Source organism: Cellulomonas oligotrophica (genome assembly GCF_013409875.1).
Lineage (GTDB): Bacteria > Actinomycetota > Actinomycetes > Actinomycetales > Cellulomonadaceae > Cellulomonas > Cellulomonas oligotrophica.
Genome location: NZ_JACCBK010000001.1, coordinates 1,230,425 through 1,251,679, shown reverse-complemented (window position 1 = coordinate 1,251,679; position 21,255 = coordinate 1,230,425). Strand labels below are relative to the sequence as shown.

The window sequence follows — 21,255 nt, the reverse complement described above, 5'->3', positions numbered from 1 at the left end:
CACCGCCCGCGACGTCTCAGGGCCGTCGGTGCCGTCCCCGGCCGTCCGCGGCCATGTCCGCGAGCCGGGCGACGAGCATCACCCCTCCGGCCACGACGTTGCCGGGCCGGACCTCGCCGACGTCGCCGGGCAGGCACAGGTCGACCTCGCCGGGGGCGGTGCGCACGCGTGCGGCGACGAACTCCTGGCCGGTCAGGGCGACGCGTCGGCGGCTCGCGCGCACGACGGTGCCGTGCAGCAGCGCGACCGGGGCGGGTGCGGCCCCGGGTGCGTCGGTGAAGAGGCCCGTCGGCACGAACGACTCGGGGCCGAACCGCACGGGCGCACGCCCGTCCGCGCGCTCCGCCGCCCCGCCGAGCAGGCTGGCCGGGTCGCCGGCGAACGAGCCGGCGTCGGCGTGCACCGTGACGTCGAAGCCGAGCGCCACGAGCGCCGCCGGTCCCGACCACGGCGAGGCGTCGAGCAGGGCGCGCTGCTCGACGTGCACCGCGCAGCGGGTCAGCACGGCGCCGGCCTCGTCCACGACGTCCGCGACGTGCACGTCCGAGGTGCCCGGACCGGCGAGCACCAGGCCAGCGAGCAGCACGCCCGGGGTCCCGGCGAACGAGGGCACCACGTCGACGAGGGTGCCCTCGCGCAGCGCGAGGACGAGCCGTGCGCCCGAGTCGTCCTGCCAGCTGACCACGGACGTGCCGTCGCTCGAGCCCCAGGCCCGCGCGTGCGCCAGGCCGTGCTGCACGACGCGCTCGAGCCCCCGTCCGTCCTCGACGCCGAGCCCGAGGCAGGCCAGGTGGGACGTCACCCCGCTCAGCGGTAGTTGACGAACTGCAGCGCCGCGTCGACGTCCGCACCCTTGAGCAGCGCGATGGCGGCCTGCAGGTCGTCGCGGCTCTTGGCCGAGACGCGCAGCTCGTCGCCCTGGATCTGGGTCTTGACGCCCTTCGGGCCCTCGTCGCGCACGACCTTCGCGAGCTGCTTCGCGACCTCGCTGCTCAGCCCCTCCTTGATCGAGGCGGCGAGCCGGTGCTCCTTCCCCGAGGGCTTGGGCTCGCCGTCGCCGGTGTCGAGCGACTTCAGGGAGATGCCGCGCTTGATGAGCTTGGACTGGAACACGTCGAGGACGGCCAGCACGCGCTCGGCGGAGTTGGCGACCATGAGGATGCTCTCGCCGCTCCAGCTGATGGACGCGCCGACGCCCTTGAAGTCGTAGCGCTGCGCGATCTCCTTCGACGCCTGGTTGAGCGCGTTGTCGACCTCCTGCCGGTCGACCTTGCTGACGACGTCGAACGAGGACTCGCTCGCCATGGGGTGCTCCTTGTCCCGGCGCCCTCGGGCGCCGTCGTGCGGTCGGTGCGGCCGGTGCGGCCGGGCGGGAGTGCCGCGGCGTGCGACGCCCGCGCGACCGTGTGGCGCGCGGGGCCTCCCGGAGTTGCTATCCTTCCATCCGCACGTCACCCACGTGCACCGGTCGTCCGCGGCCGGAGGCACCGGGTGCGCGCCCCTTGGCGGGTTACCCGAGTGGCCAAAGGGGGCTGACTGTAAATCAGCTGGCAACGCCTACGGGGGTTCGAATCCCTCACCCGCCACAGCCCGGACGGGGCGTCCTCGATCACGAGGGCGCCCCGTCCGCGTCTCCGCCCCCGGAGGGGCGGCGGTCGTCAGGCGCAGGTCCACGGCCCGGACGTCAGCGAGACCGTCGTCCCTGCGAAGCGGGTGTCGAACACGCCGGCGTCCTCCGCGGACGCGAAGGCCAGGCCCACGGCCGTCGGCTCGTCGAAACCCATGGCGCCCAGGAGCTCGGCGGTGCCCTCCTGGCACGCGGGGTCCAGCGGTGCGGCGTCGGCGTAGCCCGCGGTGCGCAGCTCGGCGACGGCCGCGTCGACCGCCGCCTGGTCGCCGTCCTCGGCGACCGCGGTCCACACGACCCAGACGTCGCCCTCGGCGGTCGCGGGGTCGACGGCGGCGGGCCAGTCCTGCGTGGAGGGGTCGACGCCCGCCTCTGCCTCGTCGTCGCCGCCCGTGCAGCCGGTGACGGCGAGAGCGAGGGCGAGCGCGAGGCCGGCGGCCCGGGCCGTCGTGCGGGCGGCGGTGCGGACCGGGGGGCGACGGGCGGCCTCGGGGCGGGTCGCGAGGGTGCTGGGGAGGGGGCGGCGGAGGGTGAGCATGCGCCGGATCGTGGCACGGGGGCGGGTGCGGCGGCGACGAGCCGAAAGGTTTAGGCAGCGCTCGGCGCACCGCTGCGCACGGCCTCGCTGCCGGCCTGGCGTGCGCGGTCCGGACTCGATTTCGCCAGCGCCCGCCGTCGCGTGTACTCTGTTCCGCGCTGCCCCGATAGCTCAGTCGGCAGAGCGTCTCCATGGTAAGGAGAAGGTCAAGGGTTCGATTCCCTTTCGGGGCTCTGTGGTGTGTCAGGGGCCGGTCGCGTCAGCGCGGCCGGCCCGGACGCAGCCGCTGTGGCGGGATAGCTCAGGTGGTTAGAGCACACGGCTCATAATCGTGGTGTCGCGGGTTCGAATCCCGCTCCCGCTACCACGCCCGCCGGCCGGGTTCGGCTGGTGGTTTCCCTGCACGAGCGTGTGTCGGCCGGCGCGCGCGACGAGATGAACGCAGCCCCCGCGGGGCGCGAGAGGTGGGCACGAACATGGCCAGCAAGAGCGCGGACGTCCGCCCGAAGATCACGCTCGCCTGCACGGAGTGCAAGGAGCGGAACTACATCACCAAGAAGAACCGTCGGAACACCCCCGACCGGCTCGAGATGAAGAAGTACTGCCCGCGGGACAACAAGCACACGGTGCACCGCGAGACCCGCTGACCGCGGTCCTCCGGCAGTCTGACGTGACGGTCGACACCTCCTTCGCCGGCCGGGTCTACCCCGCCGGCGACGTCTACGAGGTCTCGCGCGAGAAGATCCGCGAGTTCGCCGAGGCGACGGGCGCCACGCATCCTGCGCACACCGACGTCGCGGCGTCCCGGAACCTCGGGCACCGCGACGTCGTCGCACCCCCGACCTTCCTGGTCGCGCTCGCCCAGCGGTCCGAGGCGCAGTACGTCGACGACCCGGCCGCCGGCATCGACTTCAGCCGTGTCGTGCACGCCGACGAGCGCTTCACGCTGCACCGCCCCGTGGTCGCGGGCGACAGGCTGCGGCCGACCCTCCACGTGGACGGCGTCGTCGTCCGCGGCGGCCTCGCGATGGTGACGACCCGGGTCGAGGTCGCCGACGAGGACGGCTCGGAGGTCGCGACCGTCGTCTCCACGCTCGCGGTCCGGCCGGAGGGGGACGCATGAGCCGCCCGGTGCTCGCCGACCTCGTCGTCGGCCAGGAGGTCGCGCGCGGCACCGTCGCCGTCGACCGTGCCCGCCTGGTGCGCTACGCCGGGGCGAGCGGCGACTTCAACCCGATCCACTGGAACGACCGGTTCGCCACCGCTGTCGGCCTGCCCGGCGTCATCGCGCACGGCATGTGGACCATGGGCGCCGCGGTCGCCGTCGTCGTCGACTGGCTGGGCGACCCCGGGGCCGTCGTGGACTACCAGACGCGCTTCACGCGGCCCGTGCCGGTGCCCGACCCCGGCGAGGCTGCGGTTCAGGTCGTGGCGACGGTCGGCGCGGTCGACGCGGAGGCCGGGACGGCGCGCATCGACCTGACTGTCACGCTCGACGGCGCGCGCGTGCTCGGCAAGTCCCAGGCGGTCGTCCGCCTCGTCTGAGGGCTGCACCGTAGCCCTGAGGCCCGCACGCCGGCCCTGCGGCCTCTCGGCACGGCAGAGCGCTGCGCGAGCGGCGCACCGTCCGCACGCTCTGAGGGTGCGCCCCGTGGACGGGCCGACCGTCAGGCCGGTGCTGGCCCCGTCGTCGTCCCGATGCGCAGGACCACGGGCAGCTCCGTGTCGGCAGGTCGTTCGCCCGCGATGATCTGCGCCACGGCGTGCCCCACCGTCTCACCCTTGCGAGCGAGCGGCTGCTCGACGGTCGTCAGCACGTCGGGGGCGAGCCACGGCAGGTCGAGGCCGTCGAAGCCCGCCACCGAGACGTCCTCGGGGACCCGCAGGCCGATCTCGCGCGCGGCCAGGACGACGCCCGACGCGAGCAGGTCCGACTGGCAGACGACGGCGGTGGGGCGGTCGGGCGCGGACAGCAGGGCCCGACCGGCCGCGGCGCCGTGCTCGACGAGCGAGGCGGGGGTCTCCCACACGACGGTCGGCTCGACGCCCGTGTCGCGCACGCCGGCCAGGCGACGGCGGGTGATCTCCCACGCCAGCGACCGCAGCCGTGCCGCGTCGGCGGGCCCCTCGGCGCGGTCGCGGTCGAAGGGCAGCGTCACGGTCGCGATCCGGCGGTGACCCAGGTCGACCAGGTGCCGGGTGACCTGCGCCATGCCGCCGCGGTCGTCGATGCCGACGACCGTCACGTCGGGCTGCGGCGTGCCCTCGAGCAGGACCGCGGGCACACCGCGGCGGCGCAGCGCGGTCAGCACGGGGTCGTCGCTGGTGCCGCCCCACAGCAGCACGGCCACGTCCATGGCCGCGGACTCCACCAGGGGGTCGACCGGCGGCTCGGAGGGGTCGCTCGGGCCGGCGATGAGCAGCACGCCGAGGTCGAGCGGCGCGAGCGTGCCGACGAGCCCGTCGAGCATCTGCACGGCCACGGGGTCGCGGAACGCGCGCTTGAGCGAGTCGCCGACCACGACGCCGACGATCCCGGAGCGTCCGCGGCGCAGCTGCCGCCCCAGCGGGTTGGGGCCGGAGTAGCCGAGGCTGCTCGCGGCCTCGAGGACCCGGGTGCGGGTGGCGGCGGCGATGGGCCCGGCGCCGGAGAAGGCGAGGGACGCCGTGGACACCGAGACCCCCGCGGCGGAGGCGACGTCGGCGAGCGTCGGTCGCTGGGTCGACAGGTCGGCCACCTCCGGGTGGGTGCCGGTCCGGCCGGCGGGTCGGGTGATTGACGCGGTGGCCAGCGTACCCGCAGAATGGCGACCGACCTCAAAACGATTCGACCGTCCGTGCCGCACCAGGCTCGAATCGATTCGACCGCCGCCTCGTCGGCCCAGCCACACCTCGCGACGTGCCTGCGGGCGCCTCGCGCCGGAGCGCCCGTGAACCGCCCTGCCCCCGCCCCGTCGTCCGTCACGCGTGCCCGCGTGCTGCTGGTCGGGCTCTTCGCGCTCGCCGGGCTCGCGTTCTCCAGCTGGCTCGCCCGCGTCCCGACGGTGCGCGACCAGCTGGGCCTGTCCACGGCAGACCTGGGAGTCCTCCTGCTGGTCGGCTCCGTCGGGTCGCTCCTGACGGTCACGGTGGCGGGCGGCGTGCTCCAGCGCCACGGCACCCGCCGGGTGCTGCTCGCGTCCACGGCGCTGCTCGCGACCGCGCTCGTGCTGCTCGGCGTCGCCCCGGGCGCGGGCTCGCGGGCGCTCCTCGCCGCCGGGATCTTCGTCAACGGCGTGGCCGTCGCGCTCGGCAACATCGCGATCAACGTCGAGTCCGGACGCATCGAGCGTGCGGTCGGCCGGACGGTCATCCCGCAGTTCCACGCCGCGTTCTCCGTGGGTGCCGTCGCCGGCTCCGGGCTCGGGGCCCTGGCGTCCGCGCTGGGCGTGCCCGTCGTCGTCCAGCTGCCCGCCACGGCCGTCCTCGTGGTCGTGTGGCGCCTGGCCTCGCTGCGCGACGTCGTGCTGCCCCCCACGCCGGCGGAGCGGGCCGCGCGAGCCGGGACGGGCACCCCGGCCCCGGACGGCCCGCCCCGCGCGCGACGCGGGGGAGGGGCGATGCGCGCGTGGCGCGAGCCGCGGACGCTCGGCGTCGGCGTGGTCGTCCTCGCCGCCGCCCTGTCCGAGGGGTCGGCCAACAACTGGCTCGCCCTGGCCGTCGTCGACGGCTTCGCGAGCCCCGAGCACGTCGGGGGCGCGGTCCTCGGGCTGTTCGTCGCCGCGATGACCGTGGTGCGGCTGCTCGGCACCCGGCTGCTCGACCGGTGGGGCCGCGTCGGCGTCCTGCGCGCCTCCGGGGTGCTGTCGGTCCTCGGGCTGGCCACCTTCGGGCTCGCGCCGACGCTCCCGCTCGCCGTGGTCGGCGTCGCGCTGTGGGGCGCGGGTGCCGCGCTCGCGGTGCCCGTCGGTATGGCCGCGGCGTCCGACGACCCCGTCCGGGCGGCGGGTCGGGTGGCCGTGGTCTCGGCGTTCGCGTCGGTCGCCTCGCTCGCCGCGCCCCCCGTGCTCGGTCTCGCGGCCGAGCACGTCGGTGCCCGGCACGCCCTGCTGCTCGTGCTGGCCGCCATGCTGGTCAGCGTGCTGGTCGCCCCCGTCGTCCGACCCCGCCCACCCGTGGCTGTGCCCGGCACCGCCCCGGCCGCGGTGCCCGGCACCGCCCCGGCCGCCGCGACCGGCACCGTCCCCGACGCCGTCGGCGACGTGGTGCGGCCCGACCCGCCCGGTGCCCGCCGCCACGTCGGCGGCCCGCGCCGCGGACGCCCGGCGCCCGCGCGACCCGACCTGCCTCGTACCCCCCGCCCCCGCCGCACCCCCCGAGGAGCCGCCCGATGACCGGACCGTCGCCCGAGGGCGCGCGCACGGCCGTACCCGCCCCGACGCGCGAGGTCCGCCTCGCGTCGGTCGCCGTCTTCACCGTCTTCGCACTGGCGGGGCTCAACTTCGCCAGCTGGGCCGCGCGGCTGCCGGCGGTCCGCGACGGGCTGGGGCTCACGCCCGAGCAGATGGGTGTGCTGCTGCTCGTGGGGGCCTTCGGCTCCCTCGCGGCCCTGCCGCTGTCCGGCCTCGTGGTCGAGCGCCTCGGCGCCGCACGGACGGTGCTCGTCTTCGCGCTGCTCAACGCGGCCGGGCTGGCGACCGCCTCCGCCGGCGTCGCGGCCGGGCAGGTCGTCGTCGTGGGCCTGGGCCTCGTCCTGGCGGGCGTGGGCACCGGGGTGTGGGACGCGGCCATGAACCTCGAGGGCGCCGTCGTCGAGCAGCGGCTCGGCCGCACGGTCATGCCGCGGTACCACGCGGGGTTCTCGTTCGGGACCATGGCGGCGGCCGGCCTGGCGGCCCTCGCCGCCTGGCTCGGGGTGCCGGTCTGGTGGCACGTGCCCGGCGTCCTGCTGCTCAGCTCGGTCGTCGTCGTCCTCGCCGTCCGGGTGTTCCTGGCCGGGCCGGGGGAGGGCGGGCACGGCGCCGCCCACGGCGACGCGCACGGGCACGGCGGGGCCCGCGGGGCCGCCCGCGCCTGGATCGAGCCGCGCACGCTGCTCATCGGCCTCGTCGTGCTCGCCGCCGCGCTCACCGAGGGGGCAGCGAACGACTGGCTGGGTCTGGCGGTCGTCGACGAGTTCGGCGTCGACGACGCCGTCGGCGCGGTCGCGTTCGGGCTCTTCGTCACGGCGATGACGGGCATGCGCATCCTCGGCACACGGCTGCTGGACCGGTTCGGGCGCGTCGCGGTCCTGCGCCTGTGCGCGGGGCTCGCCGCGGTCGGCCTCCTCGTCTTCGGCACGGCCGGCAGCCTGTGGCTGGCCATGGTGGGCGTCGTGGCCTGGGGCCTGGGCGCCGCGCTGGGCTTCCCCGTCGGCATGAGCGCCGCCGCCGACGACCCGCTGCGCGCGGCACCGCGCGTCGCGGTCGTCTCGACCATCGGCTACTCGGCGTTCCTCGCCGGCCCGCCGCTGCTCGGGCTGCTCGCCGAGCACGTCGGCTACCGCGACGCGCTCCTCGCGATCCTCGTCCCCGTGGTGCTCGGCCTGCTCGTCACGAGCGCGGCTGCGCCCCTGCGCGCGGCAGGACCGGTGCCCGCGGACGCCGCCGTGCCCGCCGACGCCGCCGTGCCCGCCGACGCCCCGTCGCCCGAGCCCCGTTAGCCTGACGCCGTGGAGCCCGACACCTGCGCACTTCCCGGCCCGGCACCCGAGGCGCGGCCCGCCGCCGTCCCGACGCACCCCGGCACCCCGACGCTCGCCGACCTCACGACGCTGCGCGTCGGCGGCCCGGTCGGCCGCTACGTCGAGGCGACCACGGAGGCCGAGCTCGTCGAGACCGTCCGGTCCGCGGACGCCGCCGGTGAGCCGGTGCTGGTGCTCGGCGGCGGCTCCAACGTGCTGGCCGCCGACGTCGGCTTCCCCGGGGTCGTCGTGCGCGACGTGCGCGGTGGCGTGCAGGTGCCCGACGCGTCGGCGTGCGCGGGCGTCACCCTCACCGTCCCGGCGGGCACGGTCTGGGACGACGTCGTCGCCTACGCCGTCGAGCACGAGCTCGTCGGCGTCGAGGCGCTGTCCGGCATCCCCGGCTCCACGGGCGCGACGCCGGTGCAGAACGTGGGCGCCTACGGCCAGGAGGTGGCCGAGACGATCGCGCAGGTCCGCGTCTGGGACCGCGCGACCGGGCGGGTGCGGACCCTCGCGTGGGTGAACCTCGCGTTCGGGTACCGCACGTCGCTGCTCAAGCGCTCGATGCGCGAGACGTCCAGCGCGGACCCCCGCGCCCCGTGGGCGCCCACGCCCCGGTACGTCGTGCTCGACGTCACGTTCCAGCTGCGCACCGGCTCGCTGTCCGCGGCCGTGGCGTACCCCGAGCTCGCGCGCACCCTCGGCGTGGCGGTCGGCGAGCGGGCGCCTCTGGCCGAGGTCCGCGCCGCGGTGCTCGCGCTGCGCGCGCGCAAGGGCATGGTGCTCGACGCCGACGACCACGACACGTGGAGCGCCGGGTCGTTCTTCACCAACCCCGTGCTGACGGCCGCTGCCGCCGAGGACCTGCCCGTGGACGCGCCCCGGTGGGTGCTGCCGGACGACGGGGTCAAGACGAGCGCCGCGTGGCTCATCGAGCACGCCGGGTTCGGCCGCGGGTACGGCGCGCCCGGCCCCGCGGCGCTCTCGTCCCGGCACACCCTGGCCCTGACCAACCGGGGCGGCGCGCGCGCGGCCGACCTGCTGGCCCTCGCGGGGCAGGTCCGCGACGGCGTGCTCGACCGCTTCGGCGTGGCGCTCGAGCCTGAACCGGTGCTCGTCGGCGCCGCCCTGCCGGCGGTCCCGGCCACGGCCGGCTGACGTCCTCCCGCGGTCGGCCGCGAACCCTAGCAGCAGGTCCGGGGGCCGCACCTCCCCCCTGCGGGCGGTCCCCGGGTCCACCCGCAGGCCGTTGCCCCCGGCCGGTGCGAGCCGCGAGCGTGGGGGTGTCCCGCCCGCCCGCGTCCGCACCGACGCGTGCGGCCGGGCGGGCACCGCACTGCAGCAGGGGGAAGCACGTGAACCATCGACCACGATCCCGCCGGGCACTCGTCGCGGGAGCCCTCGCGACGACCATGCTCCTGTCGGGGGTCGCCCACGCGGCCGCGGCGACGGCCGCCCCGGGCGCCGCACGCACCGACCGCACGAGCGCCGCGGAGGCCCGCAGGGTCGACCGCGTCGCCGCACCCGACCCGCAGTGGTTCGACTGCACGAGCGTGTTCGGCGCGACCGCGGACTGCGGCACCGTCGAGCTCCCGCTCGACTACGACAAGCCGCGCGGTGCGACCACCGAGGTCGCGCTGCTGCGGGTGCGGGCGACCGACCCCGCCCGCAAGATCGGCACCCTGTTCGTCAACCCCGGCGGGCCCGGCGGCTCGGGCGTTCTCATGGCCGCCGCGGCGGAGGAGTTCCTCACCGAGGACGTGCGGGCCCGGTTCGACGTCGTCGGCATCGACCCCCGCGGGACGAACTTCAGCACCAACGTGGCGTGCTTCCGCAACGCCGGCGAGCAGGCCGCCGCCTACGGCGGGCTGTACGTCCCGTTCCCGACGTCACGTGCCGAGGAGGACGCGTACGTCACCTCGTCCGAGGCCCTCGGCCGGGCCTGTGCGACGACGGGGACGCCGCTGAGCGCCTCGATGTCGACCGCGGAGGTCGCCCGCGACATGGACGTGGTGCGCCGGGTCGTCGGCGACCAGAAGCTCACGTACCTGGGCTTCTCCTACGGCAGCTACCTCGGGGCCGTCTACGCCAACATGTTCCCCGACCGCGTGCGCGCGGTCACCGTCGACGGTGTGCTCGACCCCGTCGCGTGGGCGGGGACGCGCGCCACGGCGAACGTCCCGCAGACCCAGCGCCTGCGCTCCGGCGAGGCGGCCTGGGCGTCGCTGCAGGAGATCCTCGACCGCTGCGAGGAGGCCGGCCCGGAGCGGTGCGAGCTCGCCGCCCTCGGGGAGCCGCACGCGCTCTTCGACGAGATCGTCGCCGACATCAAGGCCGAGCCCGTGCCGGTGATCGACCCCGAGACCGGTGAGGACTACGGGACAATCACCTACGCGACGCTCGTGTCGTTCCTGCTCAGCGACATGTACGCGCCCGACGGCTGGGCGTGGGTCGCCGCCGACCTCGCCTACGTCCGCACGCTCCAGCACCCCGAGGAGGTCGCCGAGGACGCCCGTGATGCCGCGTCCGCCGGCCTGGCCGCCCGCGTCCAGCGGGCCCAGGAGCAGCAGGAGCAGGCCGCGGCGACGACCGCGAAGCAGCGCGAGGCCCTCGGCTTCGCGTTCCCCTACGACAACTCGCTCGAGGCGTTCACCGGCGTGCTGTGCACCGACGGGCTCAACCCCGCCCGCGCCGACCGGTGGCGCGCCGCGGGTGCGCAGGCCGATGCGGACGCGCCGGGCTTCGGGCCGTTGTGGACGTGGGCGTCGGCGCCGTGCGCGTCGCGCACGTGGACGGCGCAGGACGAGGACGCGTTCCGCGGCCCGTTCACCGCACGCACCGCCGCACCCGTGCTCGTCGTCGGCAACTACTGGGACCCGGCCACGTCGTACGAGGGCGCCGTCGCGCTCGCGGACCTCATGCCGCGGGCCCGGCTCCTGTCGTCCGACAGCTGGGGGCACACCGCGTACGGCACGTCCGCGTGCGTGACGGGCGCGGTCGACCGGTACCTGCTCACGGGCAAGGTCCCGGCGGCGGGCACGGTCTGCACGGGTGACCTGCAGCCGTTCCCGGCCGAGGACTCCTCGCGCCGGCCGTCGTCGGCGACGACGTCGCTGCCGCCGGTCGTGCCGCCGCTGCCGGGCGCCGCACCGCGGTCCTGACGGGCTCAGACCGCCCCGGGCCCCGTGCCCGGGGCGGTCGGGCCGGCCGGGTCGTCGGCGAGCCACGCGTCCACCGCGGCGAGGAGCCGCGCGCGCGTGGCCGCCGACGCCCGGCTCGCCCGCACCGACGACCGCGCCAGGTCCGCCAGGGCGCGGTCGTCGAGGCCGTGCACCTCGCGGGCGGCGACGTACTGGTCGAGCAGGCGCGAGCGGAACAGCAGGGGGTCGTCGGCCCCGAGCGCCACCGTGGCCCCGGCGTCGACGAGCGCCCGCAGCGGCACGTCCGCGGCCGTCGCGTACACCCCGAGGGAGACGTTCGACGCGGGGCAGACCTCGAGCGCGACGCCGTCCTCGACGACCCGGGCCAGCACGTGCGGGTCCTCCGCGGACCGCACGCCGTGCCCGAGCCGCTCGGGGTGCAGGTGGTCGAGCACCTCCGCCACGTGCGCGGGGCCGAGGAGCTCGCCGCCGTGCGGCACCCGGGCCAGCCCGGCCCGGTGCGCGATCTCGAACGCGGGCCCGAACTGCTCGGTGTCGCCGCGCCGCTCGTCGTTCGACAGGCCGAACCCGACGACCTGGCCGGGGCCGTCCCCGGCGTGCCGCGCCGCCAGCCGCGCCAGCGTCCGCGCGTCCAGGGGGTGCCGCATCCGCGACGCCGCCACGACGACCGCGACCTCGACGCCCGTCGCGTCGCTGGCCCGGCGGGCCTCGTCGAGCACGATCTCCAGCGCCGGGGTCAGCCCGCCGACGAACGGCGCGTACGACGTCGGGTCCACCTGGATCTCCAGCCGGCCCGACCCCTCGGCCGCGTCGTCGGCGGCCGCCTCCGCGACGATGCGCCGCATGTCGTCCTCGCCGCGCACGCACGCGCGCGCGGCGTCGTACAGGCGCTGGAAGCGGAACCAGCCGCGCTCCCCGGCGGGCACCCGCAGCGGGTCGGCGTCGAGCAGGACGTGCGGCAGCCGGATGCCGTGCCTGCGGGCGAGGTCCGCGAGCGTGGACACCCGCATCGAGCCCGTGAAGTGCAGGTGCAGGTGCGCCTTCGGGAGCAGGGCCAGGTCGCGCACGTCGGTCAGTGTGCCAGCCGGGCCGGTGCGGCGGTGCCCGCCCGCGCGTCGGGCGACGTGTCGACCATCCGGTACCCGACGCCGCGGATCGTGTCGAAGTGCTCCGCGCCGAGCTTGCGGCGCAGGTACCGCACGTACACGTCGACGACGTTGGACCCGGGGTCGAAGTCGAAGCCCCACACGTCGGCCAGCAGCCGCTCGCGCGTGAGGACCTCGCCGGGGTTGCGCATGAACATCTCCGCGAGCGCGAACTCCCGCGCGGACAGGTCGACCTCCCGCTCGTCGACCCGCATGCGCCGCGTGCGCAGGTCGAGCGCGAGGCGCCCGAACGACAGCACGTGCCCGCGCGCGACCGGCGCCTGGGTGCGCAGCCGCAGCCGGATCCGGGCGAGCAGCTCCTCGAACCGGAACGGCTTGGCCATGTAGTCGTCCGCCCCGGACTCCAGGCCGGTGACCGTGTCGGTGACGGACGAGCGGGCCGTGAGCACGACCACGGGCAGGTCGTACCCCTCGGCGCGCAGCATCCGCAGCACGTCGAACCCGTCCATGTCGCCCAGCCCGAGGTCCAGCACGAGCAGGTCGACGCCGCCGACCTCGACGCGCTCGAGCGCGGCCTCGCCGGTCGGGACGCACGTCGTCTCGTAGCCGTGGGCGCGCAGCCCCTTGGAGACGAAGGCGGCGATCCGCTCCTCGTCCTCGGCGATGAGGATGTGGGTCATCGGTGGTGCTCCAGGAGGTCGGTGTCGAGGGTGCGGTCACCGTCGACGAGCCCGACGGCGGGCAGGTCGAGGACGAACACCACCCCCGTGCCGGCACCCGGCGGCGGGTGCTCGAGGAACACCCGCCCCCCGTGCGCGGACGCGATGGCGGCGACGATGGGCAGCCCGAGGCCCGCGCCGTGCTGCTTGCGGTCGGCCTGGCCCCGGTGGAACCGCTCGAAGATACGCGCCTCCTCGCCCTGCGGGACACCCGGTCCCTCGTCGCGGACCCACAGCAGCAGGCGACCGTCCCACACCTCGCTGCCCAGGCGCACCGTCGACCACGGGTCGGAGTACCGCACGGCGTTCGCCAGCAGCTGCAGCCACGCCTGGGTGATGCGCTGCGCGTCGACCAGCGCGGTGACGTCGGCGCGCGAGACGACGACGAAGCGGCGCTCGCCGAGCGCACGGGCCTTCTCCAGCACCTCGTCGGTCAGGCGGCCGACGTCGCAGGGCGCCGGCTTGACGAAGTCCGGGCGGTCGGCCGTGGCGAGCGTCACGAGGTCGTCGACGAGCCGCTGCATGCGGTCGACCTCGTCGAGCACGAGCTGCTGGGTGGTCCGCACGTCGTCCGCGTCGTGGGGGTCGACGAGCTCGAGGTGCCCGCGCACGATGGTCAGCGGGGTGCGCAGCTCGTGCCCGACGTCGTCGGCGAGCTCGCGCTGCGACCCGAACGCGCGCTGCAGCCGGTCGAGCATGGCGTTGACGGTGCGCGCCAGGTCCGCGAGGTCGTCGCTGCCGTGCACCTCGATCCGCTCGGACAGGTCGGACTCCGTGATGCGGCGCGCCGTGTCGCGCAGCAGCCGCACGGGCCGCAGCATCCGCCCCACGACGAACCACGCGACGACCGTCATGGCCCCGAGCGCCATCAGGCCCACGCCCGCGTAGGTCACGAAGATCCGCCGCACCGCCGCGACCTGCGCGCTGCGGTCGAACGCGACGACGAGCTGCCCGTGCACGTCCGGCTGGGCCGGCACGGTGACGGGGAGCGCCACGAGCCGGTACTCCGTCGTGCTGGTCCGCACCGTGCGGGGCTCGTCGGCGCGCGGGTCGAGCGGGTCCAGCGCCTGCACGGCGGCGATCAGCTCGGTGTCCAGGTCGATGCGCAGCGGCTCGGTGACGTCGGACGCGCGCACGTGCAGCGCACCGTCGACGAGCGACACGACGCCCTCGTGCTCGCCCGGCACGCGGTTCTGCACGGCCGTCGCCAGCAGGGTGTGCACGCTCGACCACGGTGCGCGCGCCTCGTCGTCACCCGCCGGCCGGCCCCGCTCCAGGTCGTGCAGCGCCGCCGCGGCCCGTTCCAGCGACTCGTCGATCGCCCGGTCCGTCGAGCGCAGCTGCAGCGCCAGGCCCGTGGCCGCCGACACCGCGAGCGTCGTCGCCGTCAGCGCCACCACCGCGGCCATCAGCCGGCCCCGCACGGTCGAGCGGGACCGGGGGACGACGACGGGCATCGGGGCCGTCTCGGCGCCGATCGCGGACCCCTGCCCGCTGCGCGTTCGCCCCATGGGGGCACAGTATGGGCACCCGCGCCGCCCGAGGTGAAGACGAGCTCAGGCGCCGGGCAGGATCCCGCGCTCGATCGCGACCGTCACGGCCCGCGTCCGGTCGTCCACGCCCAGCTTCGCGAAGGCCCGCAGCAGGTGCGTCTTGACCGTCGCCTCCGTGATGAACAGCTCGCGCCCGACCGCCGCGTTCGACAGGCCCCGCGCCACCCCGGCGAGGACCTCGCGCTCGCGGGGCGAGAGCCGCTCGCCGCCGTCGCCGCGCACCTGCTGGACCAGGCGCAGCGCGACGGACGGCGACAGGGCCGACTCCCCGCGCGCGGCCGCCCGCACGCCCGCGACCAGCTGGTCGCGGGGGGTGTCCTTGAGCAGGTACCCGGTGGCACCGGCCTCGACGGCCCGCAGGATGTCGGTGTCGGTCTCGTAGGTGGTCAGCACCAGCACACGGACGCCGGGGACGTCGCGCACCACCCGCGCGGTCGCGTCGGCACCGTCCGTGCGGGGCATCCGCAGGTCCATGAGCACCAGGTCGGGCCGCAGGGCCGCCGCGAGCGCGACGGCCTCCTCCCCGTCGGCGGCCTCGCCGACCACCTCGAGGTCGGGCTCGAGCGCGAGGAGCCCCGCCAGCCCGGAGCGGACGACGGGGTGGTCGTCGGCGATGAGCACCCGGATCGCTGTCATGACGCCTCCTCGACGGCCGTGCCGCCCCCGGGGCTCGCCCCGGGGACCGCCCCCGCGACGAGCGCCGCCGACGGCAGCTGCAGCAGCACCTGCGTGCCGCGCCCGGGCCCGGGCGCGACGTCGAGGGTGCCCCCCGACGCCCCGGCACGTGCCCGCATGCCGCGCAGCCCGTTGCCCTCGGCCGCGTCGGCGGGCAGCCCGCGCCCGTCGTCGACGACCTCGAGCCGCGCACCCCCGGCGTCGCGCCGCAGGCGGAGCACGACCGTGCTGGCGTCCGCGTGCTTGCGGACGTTGGCGAGAGCCTCCTGCGCCGCGCGCAGCAGCACGACCTGGGCCTCGCGCCCGATCCCGTCGTCGTCGGCCTCGACGTCGACGTGCACGCCCGTCTCGTCCCCGAAGCGGCGCCCCAGGCGCACCAGCGCGTCGGCGAGGCCGCCCGCGGCCAGGTCGGGCGGCGCGAACGCGGCGACGAGGGCCCGGGCCTCGGCCAGGTTGTCCCGCGCCACCTGCTCCATCTGCCCCACCCGTCGCCGTGCCTGGTCGGTGCGGCCGTGCTCGATCTCGGCCGACGCGGCCTGCGCGAGCATCACCACCGACGTGAACCCCTGGGCGAGCGTGTCGTGGATCTCCCCGGCCAGCCGGGCCCGCTCCGCGAGCACGCCCGACGCGTGGTGGGAGCTCGCCAGCTCGTCCTGCGCGGCCCGCAGCTCCTCGAGCAGGTACGCCCGCTCCTCGCTCTGCTCGGCGACCTGCGTGACCCACAGGCCCAGCACGATCGCGAACACCAGGGCGACGCCGAACTGCGCGCCGATCTCCGCGGTCGCCTGCAGGTCCGTGCCCAGGCGGGTCGCGGCCGCCGCGACGATCCCCACGGTGAGCACCGTGCACCACGCGACGCCCGCCCACCGGTGCCGGCTGAAGAACCAGATGTGCGAGAACGCCACGAACAGCAGCACGCTGCCGATGCCGCCCATCGCGACCTGGACGACGACCACGACGACGAGGAGGACCAGGTAGGCGTCGGCGAGTCGCGGGTCGCCGCGCACCGCCCCGCGACGCCCCACCAGCAGGTACGCCAGGCCCAGCACGGCGAGCGTGCCGAGCGCCACCGCCTTGCGCGCGGGCGGCATGGTGTCCACCAGGACCGCCACCGCGTACACCGCGAGCATCGCGACCAGCACGAGGTCCCACATCCGCAGCGTGCGCAGCCAGAACCCGTGCCGGTCGACGCCGCTGACGGGCACCGGGGGGCCGGGCGCGCTCATGGCCCGACCCTCTCACGGGCCGCCGCACGGCACGCGCCCGCCCCGCCCGACCCGCAGGGCCGGGCGGGGCGGGCCCCGACGTGCCGGGTCACCCGTCGTCCCGGCGACGCCACCGGAACGTGCGCACGCCGACGACGAGGGCCACGACGAGCCACGCGGTCAGCACCGCGGCGGTCGCCCCGTGCTGCCAGGACCCCGACGGCTCCAGCACCACGGCCTCGTCCGGCAGGAACACCGACCGCATGCCCTGCGCCATCCACTTCAGCGGGAACACCGACGCCAGCTGCTGCATCCACGACGGCAGCTGGTCGAACTGGAAGAACACCCCCGACACGAACTGCAGCACCAGCACGACCGGGATGACGACGGCGCTGGAGCTGCGCCCCGAGCGAGGCACGGACGAGAACGCGACCCCGCACAGGGCCCCCGCCGCCGTCCCCAGGACGAACACCCACGCGAACGTCCACCACCGGCCCGGCTCGTCCGGCAGCGGCACGTCGAACGCCAGCGCCGCCACCGCCAGGAGCAGCGCGTTCTGCACCACGCTCGTCACCAGGACCTGACCGGTCTTGCCCAGGAAGTACGCGGCCGCCGGCAGCGGCGTGGCCCGCAGCCGCTTGAGCCCGCCCTCGTCCCGCTCGACCGAGATCGCGATCGCGAGGTTCTGGAAGCTCGACAGCATGACGCCCGTCGCGACCATCCCGGGCAGGAAGTACTGCGGGAACGTCACGCCCGACCCGGGCAGCACCTCGGTGTCGGCACCGAACACGGTCGCGAAGATCGCGAGCATGAGGATCGGGTACGCGAACACGAACACCACGGCGTCGCGCTCGCGGAAGAACGACCGGACCTCGTAGATGGACCGGCTGAGCCCGAGCCGCAGCAGGCCCGGCAGCGGACCGGGCCCGGGGCGCCCGCGGGCGGGGGTGGTGGACGTGGTGGTCGTGCCGGTGTCGACGGTGCTCATCACGCGGCCTCCTCCGTGCCGGTGCCGCGGCGTGCGGCGGTGCTCGTGCCGGCGGCGGTCGCCGCCTCCCCGATCAGGGACAGGTAGACGTCCTCCAGGGTCGGCCGCAGCACCTGCAGACCGGGGACCTCGCCCGTCGCCGCACCCACCGTGGCCGCGAGCCGCGCCACGAGCGCCGTGGGGGAGTCGGTGGTCTCCTCGTGGCCGACGCCGTCCACCGTCCACCGCACCCGCGCGCGTCGACCGGCGCGCCCGCCGATCTCGGCCGGCGTGCCCTCCGCGACGACGCGCCCCTGCGCGACGACCACGACCCGGTCGGCGAGACGCTCGGCCTCGTCGAGGTAGTGGGTCGTGAGCAGGATGGTCGTGCCGCCGTCGCGCAGCCCCTCGACGAGGTCCCAGAACTCCAGGCGCGCCTCGGGGTCGAAGCCCGTGGTGGGCTCGTCGAGGAACAGCAGCTCGGGGTCGCCGACGACGCCGAGCGCCACGTCGAGGCGGCGCCGCTGCCCGCCGGACAGCTGACGGGCCCGAGTGCCGACCTTCTCCCGCAGCCCGACCGCGTCGATGACGTCCTCGGGGTCGCGCGGCGCGGGGTAGAACCCGGCGAAGTGGTGCACGAGCTCGCGCACGGTGGCCTCGGCGAGGTCGTCGTTGGTCTGCAGGACCACGCCGATGCGCGAGCGCCACGCGCGCCCGGCCGTCGCGGGGTCCTCGCCGAGCACGCGCACGTGCCCCGCGTCGGCGCGGCGGAAGCCCTCCAGGGTCTCCACCGTCGTCGTCTTGCCGGCGCCGTTGGGTCCGAGCACGGCGACGATCTCGCCCCGCTCGACCTGCAGGTCCAGCCCGTCGACGGCGCGCTTGGCGCCGTACCTCTTGTGCAGCCCGCGCACGTGCACCGCGGGTCCGTCCGCTCGTCCGGTCATGGCACGAGCCTGCTCGCCGGCCCGGCGGTGGCGCGACGGCCCGACGACGGGCACCCGTGTCCACCGACCGGTGGACACGGGTGCCCGTGCGTGCGGGTGCCGGTCTGCTACCCCGCGTCGGCCAGCAGGGACTGGATCCGCGAGACGCCCTCGACGAGGTCGTCGTCCCCGAGCGCGTACGACAGGCGCAGGTACCCGGAGGGCCCGAAGGCCTCGCCCGGCACGACGGCGACCTCGGCCTGCTCGAGGATCAGGGTGGCCAGGTCCGCGGAGCTGCGGACCGTGGTCCCGCGGATCGTGCGGCCCATCAGGCCCTCGACCGACGGGTAGGCGTAGAACGCGCCCTGCGGCGCGGGGCACACGACGCCGTCGATCGCCGAGAGCATCTGGACCATCGTGCGTCGGCGCCGGTCGAACGCGGTGCGCATCGCGTCGACGGCGGACAGGTCGCCCGTCAGTGCCGCGACCGCCGCGCGCTGGGAGACGTTCGCGACGTTGGAGGTCAGGTGCGACTGCAGGTTCGTCGCGGCCTTGATCACGTCGGCGGGGCCGGTCATCCAGCCCACGCGCCACCCCGTCATCGCGTACGTCTTGGCCACGCCGTTGAGCACGATCGTGGTGTCGGCGAGCTCGGGGACGACCCGCAGCACGGGGGTGAACACGGCGTCGTCGTAGGTCAGGTGCTCGTAGATCTCGTCGGTGATGACCCAGATGCCGTGCTCGAGGGCCCAGCGGCCGATCTGCTCGGTCTGCTCGGGGGAGTAGACCGCGCCCGTCGGGTTCGAGGGGGAGTTGAACAGCAGCACCTTGGTGCGCGGCGTCCGCGCGGCCTCGAGCTGCTCGACGGTGACGAGGTACCCCTGGTCGACGCCGGCGAACACCTCCACCGGCACGGCGCCCGCGAGCCGGATCGCCTCGGGGTAGGTCGTCCAGTACGGCGCGGGCAGCAGGACCTCGTCGCCCGGGTCGAGGACGGCCGCGAACGCCTGGTAGACCGCCTGCTTGCCGCCGTTGGTGACCAGCACGTCGGCGGGGCGGATCTCGTAGCCGGAGTCCCGCAGCGTCTTGGCGGCGACCGCCTCGCGCAGCGCGGGCAGGCCCGCGGCGGGCGTGTACCGGTGGTTCGCGGGGTCCTGGCACGCGGCGACGGCGGCGTCGACCACGTACTGCGGCGTGGGGAAGTCGGGCTCGCCGGCGCCGAAGCCGATGACGGGCCGGCCGGCGGCCTTGAGCGCCTTGGCCTTGGCGTCGACCGCGAGCGTCGCCGACTCGGCGATCGCGGCCAGGCGCGCCGAGACGCGCGGGCGGGAGGAGGTCGTCGTCGAGGTGCTCTGCTCGCTCACGGTGCCATCCTCGCACCGTGGGGGCCGCACGGCGCCAGGGCTTTCGGCAGGTGGGCGCGCCGCCCGGTGCGGTGGTGCGCCGTCGGCGGTTCGACCCAGCCGTGACCGTCGCGTACAGTGGGCCACCGGCGGTTGACGTCCGCCATGATGAGCCACGCCCCCGCACGGGTGCTGCCGCGCCCACGGGGAGCGGTGGTGCTGATCTCCGTGACGGATGGTCGTTCATCGTGGATGATGTCGGTCCACCGAAGGGCAGTGGCGCAATTGGTAGCGCAGCGGTCTCCAAAACCGCAGGTTGCAGGTTCGAGTCCTGTCTGCCCTGCGCACGCGGACCGGTCCGGTCCATCGAGCTTCTCGACGGGCCGGACCGGCTCGTGAGCAGGACCGCCGGACGGTCCGGCGCGTCGCGTCGGTTCGTCCGTGCGTCCCGGGCACCCACCGGTGCCCGTCGCCAGCACATACGAACGAGGGGCACGACGTGAGCGATACCGCTGCCGCCGCTGCGTCCGACGCCGAGGGTTCGGCGCCGCGCGCGAGCGGGTCCGCACCCCGGCGCCAGGAGCGCCGCGGCCTGTTCGCCCGGATCGCGCTCTTCGTCCGTCAGGTCGTCGCCGAGCTCAAGAAGGTCGTGCGCCCGACGCGGCAGGAGCTGCTGACGTACACGGGCGTCGTCCTCGTCTTCGTCGCCGTCGTGATGGCGTTCGTGACGCTGGTCGACCTCGGCGTCGGCCAGCTCGCCTTCCTCGTCTTCGGGTGAGGCCTGCCGGCAGAGCCGGCGCCCACCCCACCGCGCACGGCCACGGCCGGGCGCACGCACCGACGCCCGTCGTCGGACGGACCACCGGAGAAAGCAGGTTGCACGTGTCGCAGGAGTCGCAGGAGCCCACGCCGGGTGCCGAGGCCGAGCTGGCGGACGCGCTCGCGTCGGTCGAGGCCGTCGAGACCGGCGCAGGGGACGACGTCGACGCCGACGACGTGACCGACGCCGACGAGACGTCGCAGGACGACGCGCCCGAGGCCGAGCCGGCGGACGACGAGGACGAGGCGCCCGTCGCCGACGAGCCCGACCCCGACGAGGACCCCGTCGCCGCGTTCAAGACCAAGCTCCGCCGCCTGCCCGGCGACTGGTTCGTCATCCACTCGTACGCCGGGTACGAGAACCGCGTGAAGACCAACCTCGAGTCGCGCACGCAGAGCCTCAACATGGAGGACTACATCTTCCAGGTCGAGGTGCCGATGGAAGAGGTCGTCGAGATCAAGAACGCGCAGCGCAAGGTCGTCAAGCGCGTGCGGATCCCCGGCTACGTCCTCGTCCGCATGGACCTCACCGACGAGTCGTGGGGCGCCGTGCGCCACACGCCCGGCGTCACCGGGTTCGTCGGCCACACGCACCAGCCCGTTCCGCTGACGCTCGACGAGGTCTTCTCCATGCTCGCGCCGAGCCTGGAGACCAAGGCCCCCGCGCAGCAGTCGCAGAAGCAGTCCGCGACCCCGGTCGAGGTCGACTTCGTGGTCGGCGAGTCCGTCACCGTCACCGACGGCGGCCCGTTCGACACGCTGCCCGCGACGATCTCCGAGATCAACCCTGAGAACCAGAAGCTCAAGGTCCTCGTCTCGCTCTTCGGCCGGGAGACCCCGGTCGAGCTGTCCTTCAGCCAGGTCTCGAAGATCTGACCTGCTGACCGGTCCCCGCCACCGCGGGGCCTGCAACCG

Annotated in this window: 21 protein-coding genes and 4 tRNA genes; 13 read left to right on the top strand and 12 right to left on the bottom strand. The window is 75.6% G+C overall.

Going from position 1 to position 21,255, the window contains the following annotated elements; genetic code table 11:
* Positions 1-16 precede the first annotated feature (16 nt).
* Positions 17-802: a hypothetical protein gene (locus tag BKA21_RS05530; RefSeq protein ID WP_140457339.1), complete on the bottom strand. Its 786-nt coding sequence runs from the start codon at positions 800-802 to the stop codon at positions 17-19.
* A 5-nt stretch (positions 803-807) separates the two neighbouring features.
* Positions 808-1,305 (bottom strand): YajQ family cyclic di-GMP-binding protein, encoded by a 498-nt coding sequence (locus BKA21_RS05525; protein WP_140457338.1) that lies wholly within the window; start codon positions 1,303-1,305, stop codon positions 808-810.
* A 199-nt stretch (positions 1,306-1,504) separates the two neighbouring features.
* On the opposite strand from BKA21_RS05525, the gene BKA21_RS05520 reads away from it, so the two are divergent.
* A tRNA-Tyr gene (locus BKA21_RS05520) sits at positions 1,505-1,586 on the top strand.
* Positions 1,587-1,658: 72 nt separating this feature from the next.
* On the opposite strand, the gene BKA21_RS05515 is transcribed toward BKA21_RS05520, so the two are convergent.
* The gene (locus BKA21_RS05515; RefSeq protein ID WP_179625317.1) at positions 1,659-2,165 is read right to left on the bottom strand and encodes a hypothetical protein; all 507 of its coding nucleotides are present in this window, start codon (positions 2,163-2,165) and stop codon (positions 1,659-1,661) included.
* 160 nt (positions 2,166-2,325) lie between these two features.
* Here BKA21_RS05515 and BKA21_RS05510 point away from each other — a divergent pair.
* The 5 genes from BKA21_RS05510 to BKA21_RS05490 all read left to right on the top strand — a co-directional run bounded on the left by BKA21_RS05510 (position 2,326) and on the right by BKA21_RS05490 (position 3,710).
* A tRNA-Thr gene (locus tag BKA21_RS05510) sits at positions 2,326-2,398 on the top strand.
* Between the two features lie 57 nt (positions 2,399-2,455).
* Positions 2,456-2,532: transfer RNA gene (locus tag BKA21_RS05505), tRNA-Met, on the top strand.
* A 109-nt stretch (positions 2,533-2,641) separates the two neighbouring features.
* A complete protein-coding gene (gene rpmG, locus BKA21_RS05500) occupies positions 2,642-2,812 on the top strand; it encodes a 50S ribosomal protein L33 (RefSeq protein WP_089798398.1) in 171 nt (56 codons plus the stop codon).
* Between the two features lie 23 nt (positions 2,813-2,835).
* Complete coding sequence (locus BKA21_RS05495; RefSeq protein ID WP_140457337.1) at positions 2,836-3,288, top strand: FAS1-like dehydratase domain-containing protein; 453 nt, start codon at positions 2,836-2,838, stop codon at positions 3,286-3,288.
* Positions 3,285-3,710: a MaoC family dehydratase gene (locus BKA21_RS05490; protein WP_140457336.1), complete on the top strand. Its 426-nt coding sequence runs from the start codon at positions 3,285-3,287 to the stop codon at positions 3,708-3,710. Before BKA21_RS05495 ends, BKA21_RS05490 begins: the two co-directional genes overlap by 4 nt.
* Positions 3,711-3,832: 122 nt before the next feature.
* On the opposite strand, the gene BKA21_RS05485 is transcribed toward BKA21_RS05490, so the two are convergent.
* Positions 3,833-4,894, bottom strand: coding sequence for a LacI family DNA-binding transcriptional regulator (locus BKA21_RS05485; RefSeq protein ID WP_140458315.1), 1,062 nt, complete (start codon positions 4,892-4,894; stop codon positions 3,833-3,835).
* A gap of 201 nt (positions 4,895-5,095) precedes the next feature.
* On the opposite strand from BKA21_RS05485, the gene BKA21_RS05480 reads away from it, so the two are divergent.
* The 4 genes from BKA21_RS05480 to BKA21_RS05465 all read left to right on the top strand — a co-directional run bounded on the left by BKA21_RS05480 (position 5,096) and on the right by BKA21_RS05465 (position 11,030).
* Positions 5,096-6,538, top strand: a complete 1,443-nt coding sequence (locus BKA21_RS05480) for an MFS transporter (RefSeq protein WP_239072741.1) — start codon at positions 5,096-5,098, stop codon at positions 6,536-6,538.
* On the top strand, positions 6,535-7,845 hold the full coding sequence (locus tag BKA21_RS05475) for an MFS transporter (protein ID WP_140457334.1): 1,311 nt from the start codon (positions 6,535-6,537) through the stop codon (positions 7,843-7,845). The genes BKA21_RS05480 and BKA21_RS05475 overlap by 4 nt, the downstream gene beginning before the upstream one ends.
* 9 nt (positions 7,846-7,854) lie before the next feature.
* Positions 7,855-9,027 carry a UDP-N-acetylmuramate dehydrogenase gene (locus tag BKA21_RS05470; protein ID WP_140457333.1) on the top strand — a complete coding sequence of 391 codons (1,173 nt, stop codon included), beginning with the start codon at positions 7,855-7,857 and terminating at the stop codon, positions 9,025-9,027.
* A gap of 254 nt (positions 9,028-9,281) precedes the next feature.
* Entirely contained in the window at positions 9,282-11,030 is a 1,749-nt protein-coding gene (locus tag BKA21_RS05465) for an alpha/beta hydrolase (RefSeq protein ID WP_140458314.1), read from the top strand.
* A 5-nt stretch (positions 11,031-11,035) separates the two neighbouring features.
* Here BKA21_RS05465 and BKA21_RS05460 read toward each other — a convergent pair whose 3' ends face one another.
* The 8 genes from BKA21_RS05460 to BKA21_RS05425 all read right to left on the bottom strand — a co-directional run bounded on the left by BKA21_RS05460 (position 11,036) and on the right by BKA21_RS05425 (position 19,542).
* Complete coding sequence (locus tag BKA21_RS05460; protein WP_140457332.1) at positions 11,036-12,097, bottom strand: adenosine deaminase; 1,062 nt, start codon at positions 12,095-12,097, stop codon at positions 11,036-11,038.
* Positions 12,098-12,102: 5 nt separating this feature from the next.
* Positions 12,103-12,816 carry a response regulator transcription factor gene (locus BKA21_RS05455; protein WP_140457331.1) on the bottom strand — a complete coding sequence of 238 codons (714 nt, stop codon included), beginning with the start codon at positions 12,814-12,816 and terminating at the stop codon, positions 12,103-12,105.
* Positions 12,813-14,366: a sensor histidine kinase gene (locus tag BKA21_RS05450; RefSeq protein WP_239072742.1), complete on the bottom strand. Its 1,554-nt coding sequence runs from the start codon at positions 14,364-14,366 to the stop codon at positions 12,813-12,815. The genes BKA21_RS05455 and BKA21_RS05450 overlap by 4 nt, the downstream gene beginning before the upstream one ends.
* Positions 14,367-14,411: 45 nt before the next feature.
* Positions 14,412-15,044, bottom strand: coding sequence for a response regulator (locus BKA21_RS05445; protein WP_140457330.1), 633 nt, complete (start codon positions 15,042-15,044; stop codon positions 14,412-14,414).
* Positions 15,041-16,309 (bottom strand): sensor histidine kinase, encoded by a 1,269-nt coding sequence (locus BKA21_RS05440; protein WP_140457329.1) that lies wholly within the window; start codon positions 16,307-16,309, stop codon positions 15,041-15,043. Before BKA21_RS05440 ends, BKA21_RS05445 begins: the two co-directional genes overlap by 4 nt.
* Before the next feature lie 88 nt (positions 16,310-16,397).
* A complete protein-coding gene (locus BKA21_RS05435; protein ID WP_140457328.1) occupies positions 16,398-17,276 on the bottom strand; it encodes an ABC transporter permease in 879 nt (292 codons plus the stop codon).
* Complete coding sequence (locus tag BKA21_RS05430; protein WP_140457327.1) at positions 17,276-18,199, bottom strand: ABC transporter ATP-binding protein; 924 nt, start codon at positions 18,197-18,199, stop codon at positions 17,276-17,278. Before BKA21_RS05430 ends, BKA21_RS05435 begins: the two co-directional genes overlap by 1 nt.
* Positions 18,200-18,306: 107 nt before the next feature.
* On the bottom strand, positions 18,307-19,542 hold the full coding sequence (locus BKA21_RS05425; RefSeq protein WP_140457326.1) for a pyridoxal phosphate-dependent aminotransferase: 1,236 nt from the start codon (positions 19,540-19,542) through the stop codon (positions 18,307-18,309).
* 249 nt (positions 19,543-19,791) lie between these two features.
* Here BKA21_RS05425 and BKA21_RS05420 point away from each other — a divergent pair.
* From BKA21_RS05420 to nusG, 3 genes are all read left to right on the top strand, one after another.
* Positions 19,792-19,864, top strand: a tRNA-Trp gene (locus tag BKA21_RS05420).
* A 156-nt stretch (positions 19,865-20,020) separates the two neighbouring features.
* Positions 20,021-20,299, top strand: coding sequence for a preprotein translocase subunit SecE (gene secE / locus BKA21_RS19315; RefSeq protein ID WP_140457325.1), 279 nt, complete (start codon positions 20,021-20,023; stop codon positions 20,297-20,299).
* Positions 20,300-20,403: 104 nt separating this feature from the next.
* Positions 20,404-21,216, top strand: a complete 813-nt coding sequence (gene nusG, locus BKA21_RS05410) for a transcription termination/antitermination protein NusG (RefSeq protein ID WP_140457324.1) — start codon at positions 20,404-20,406, stop codon at positions 21,214-21,216.
* The last annotated feature ends 39 nt before the right edge of the window (positions 21,217-21,255 follow it).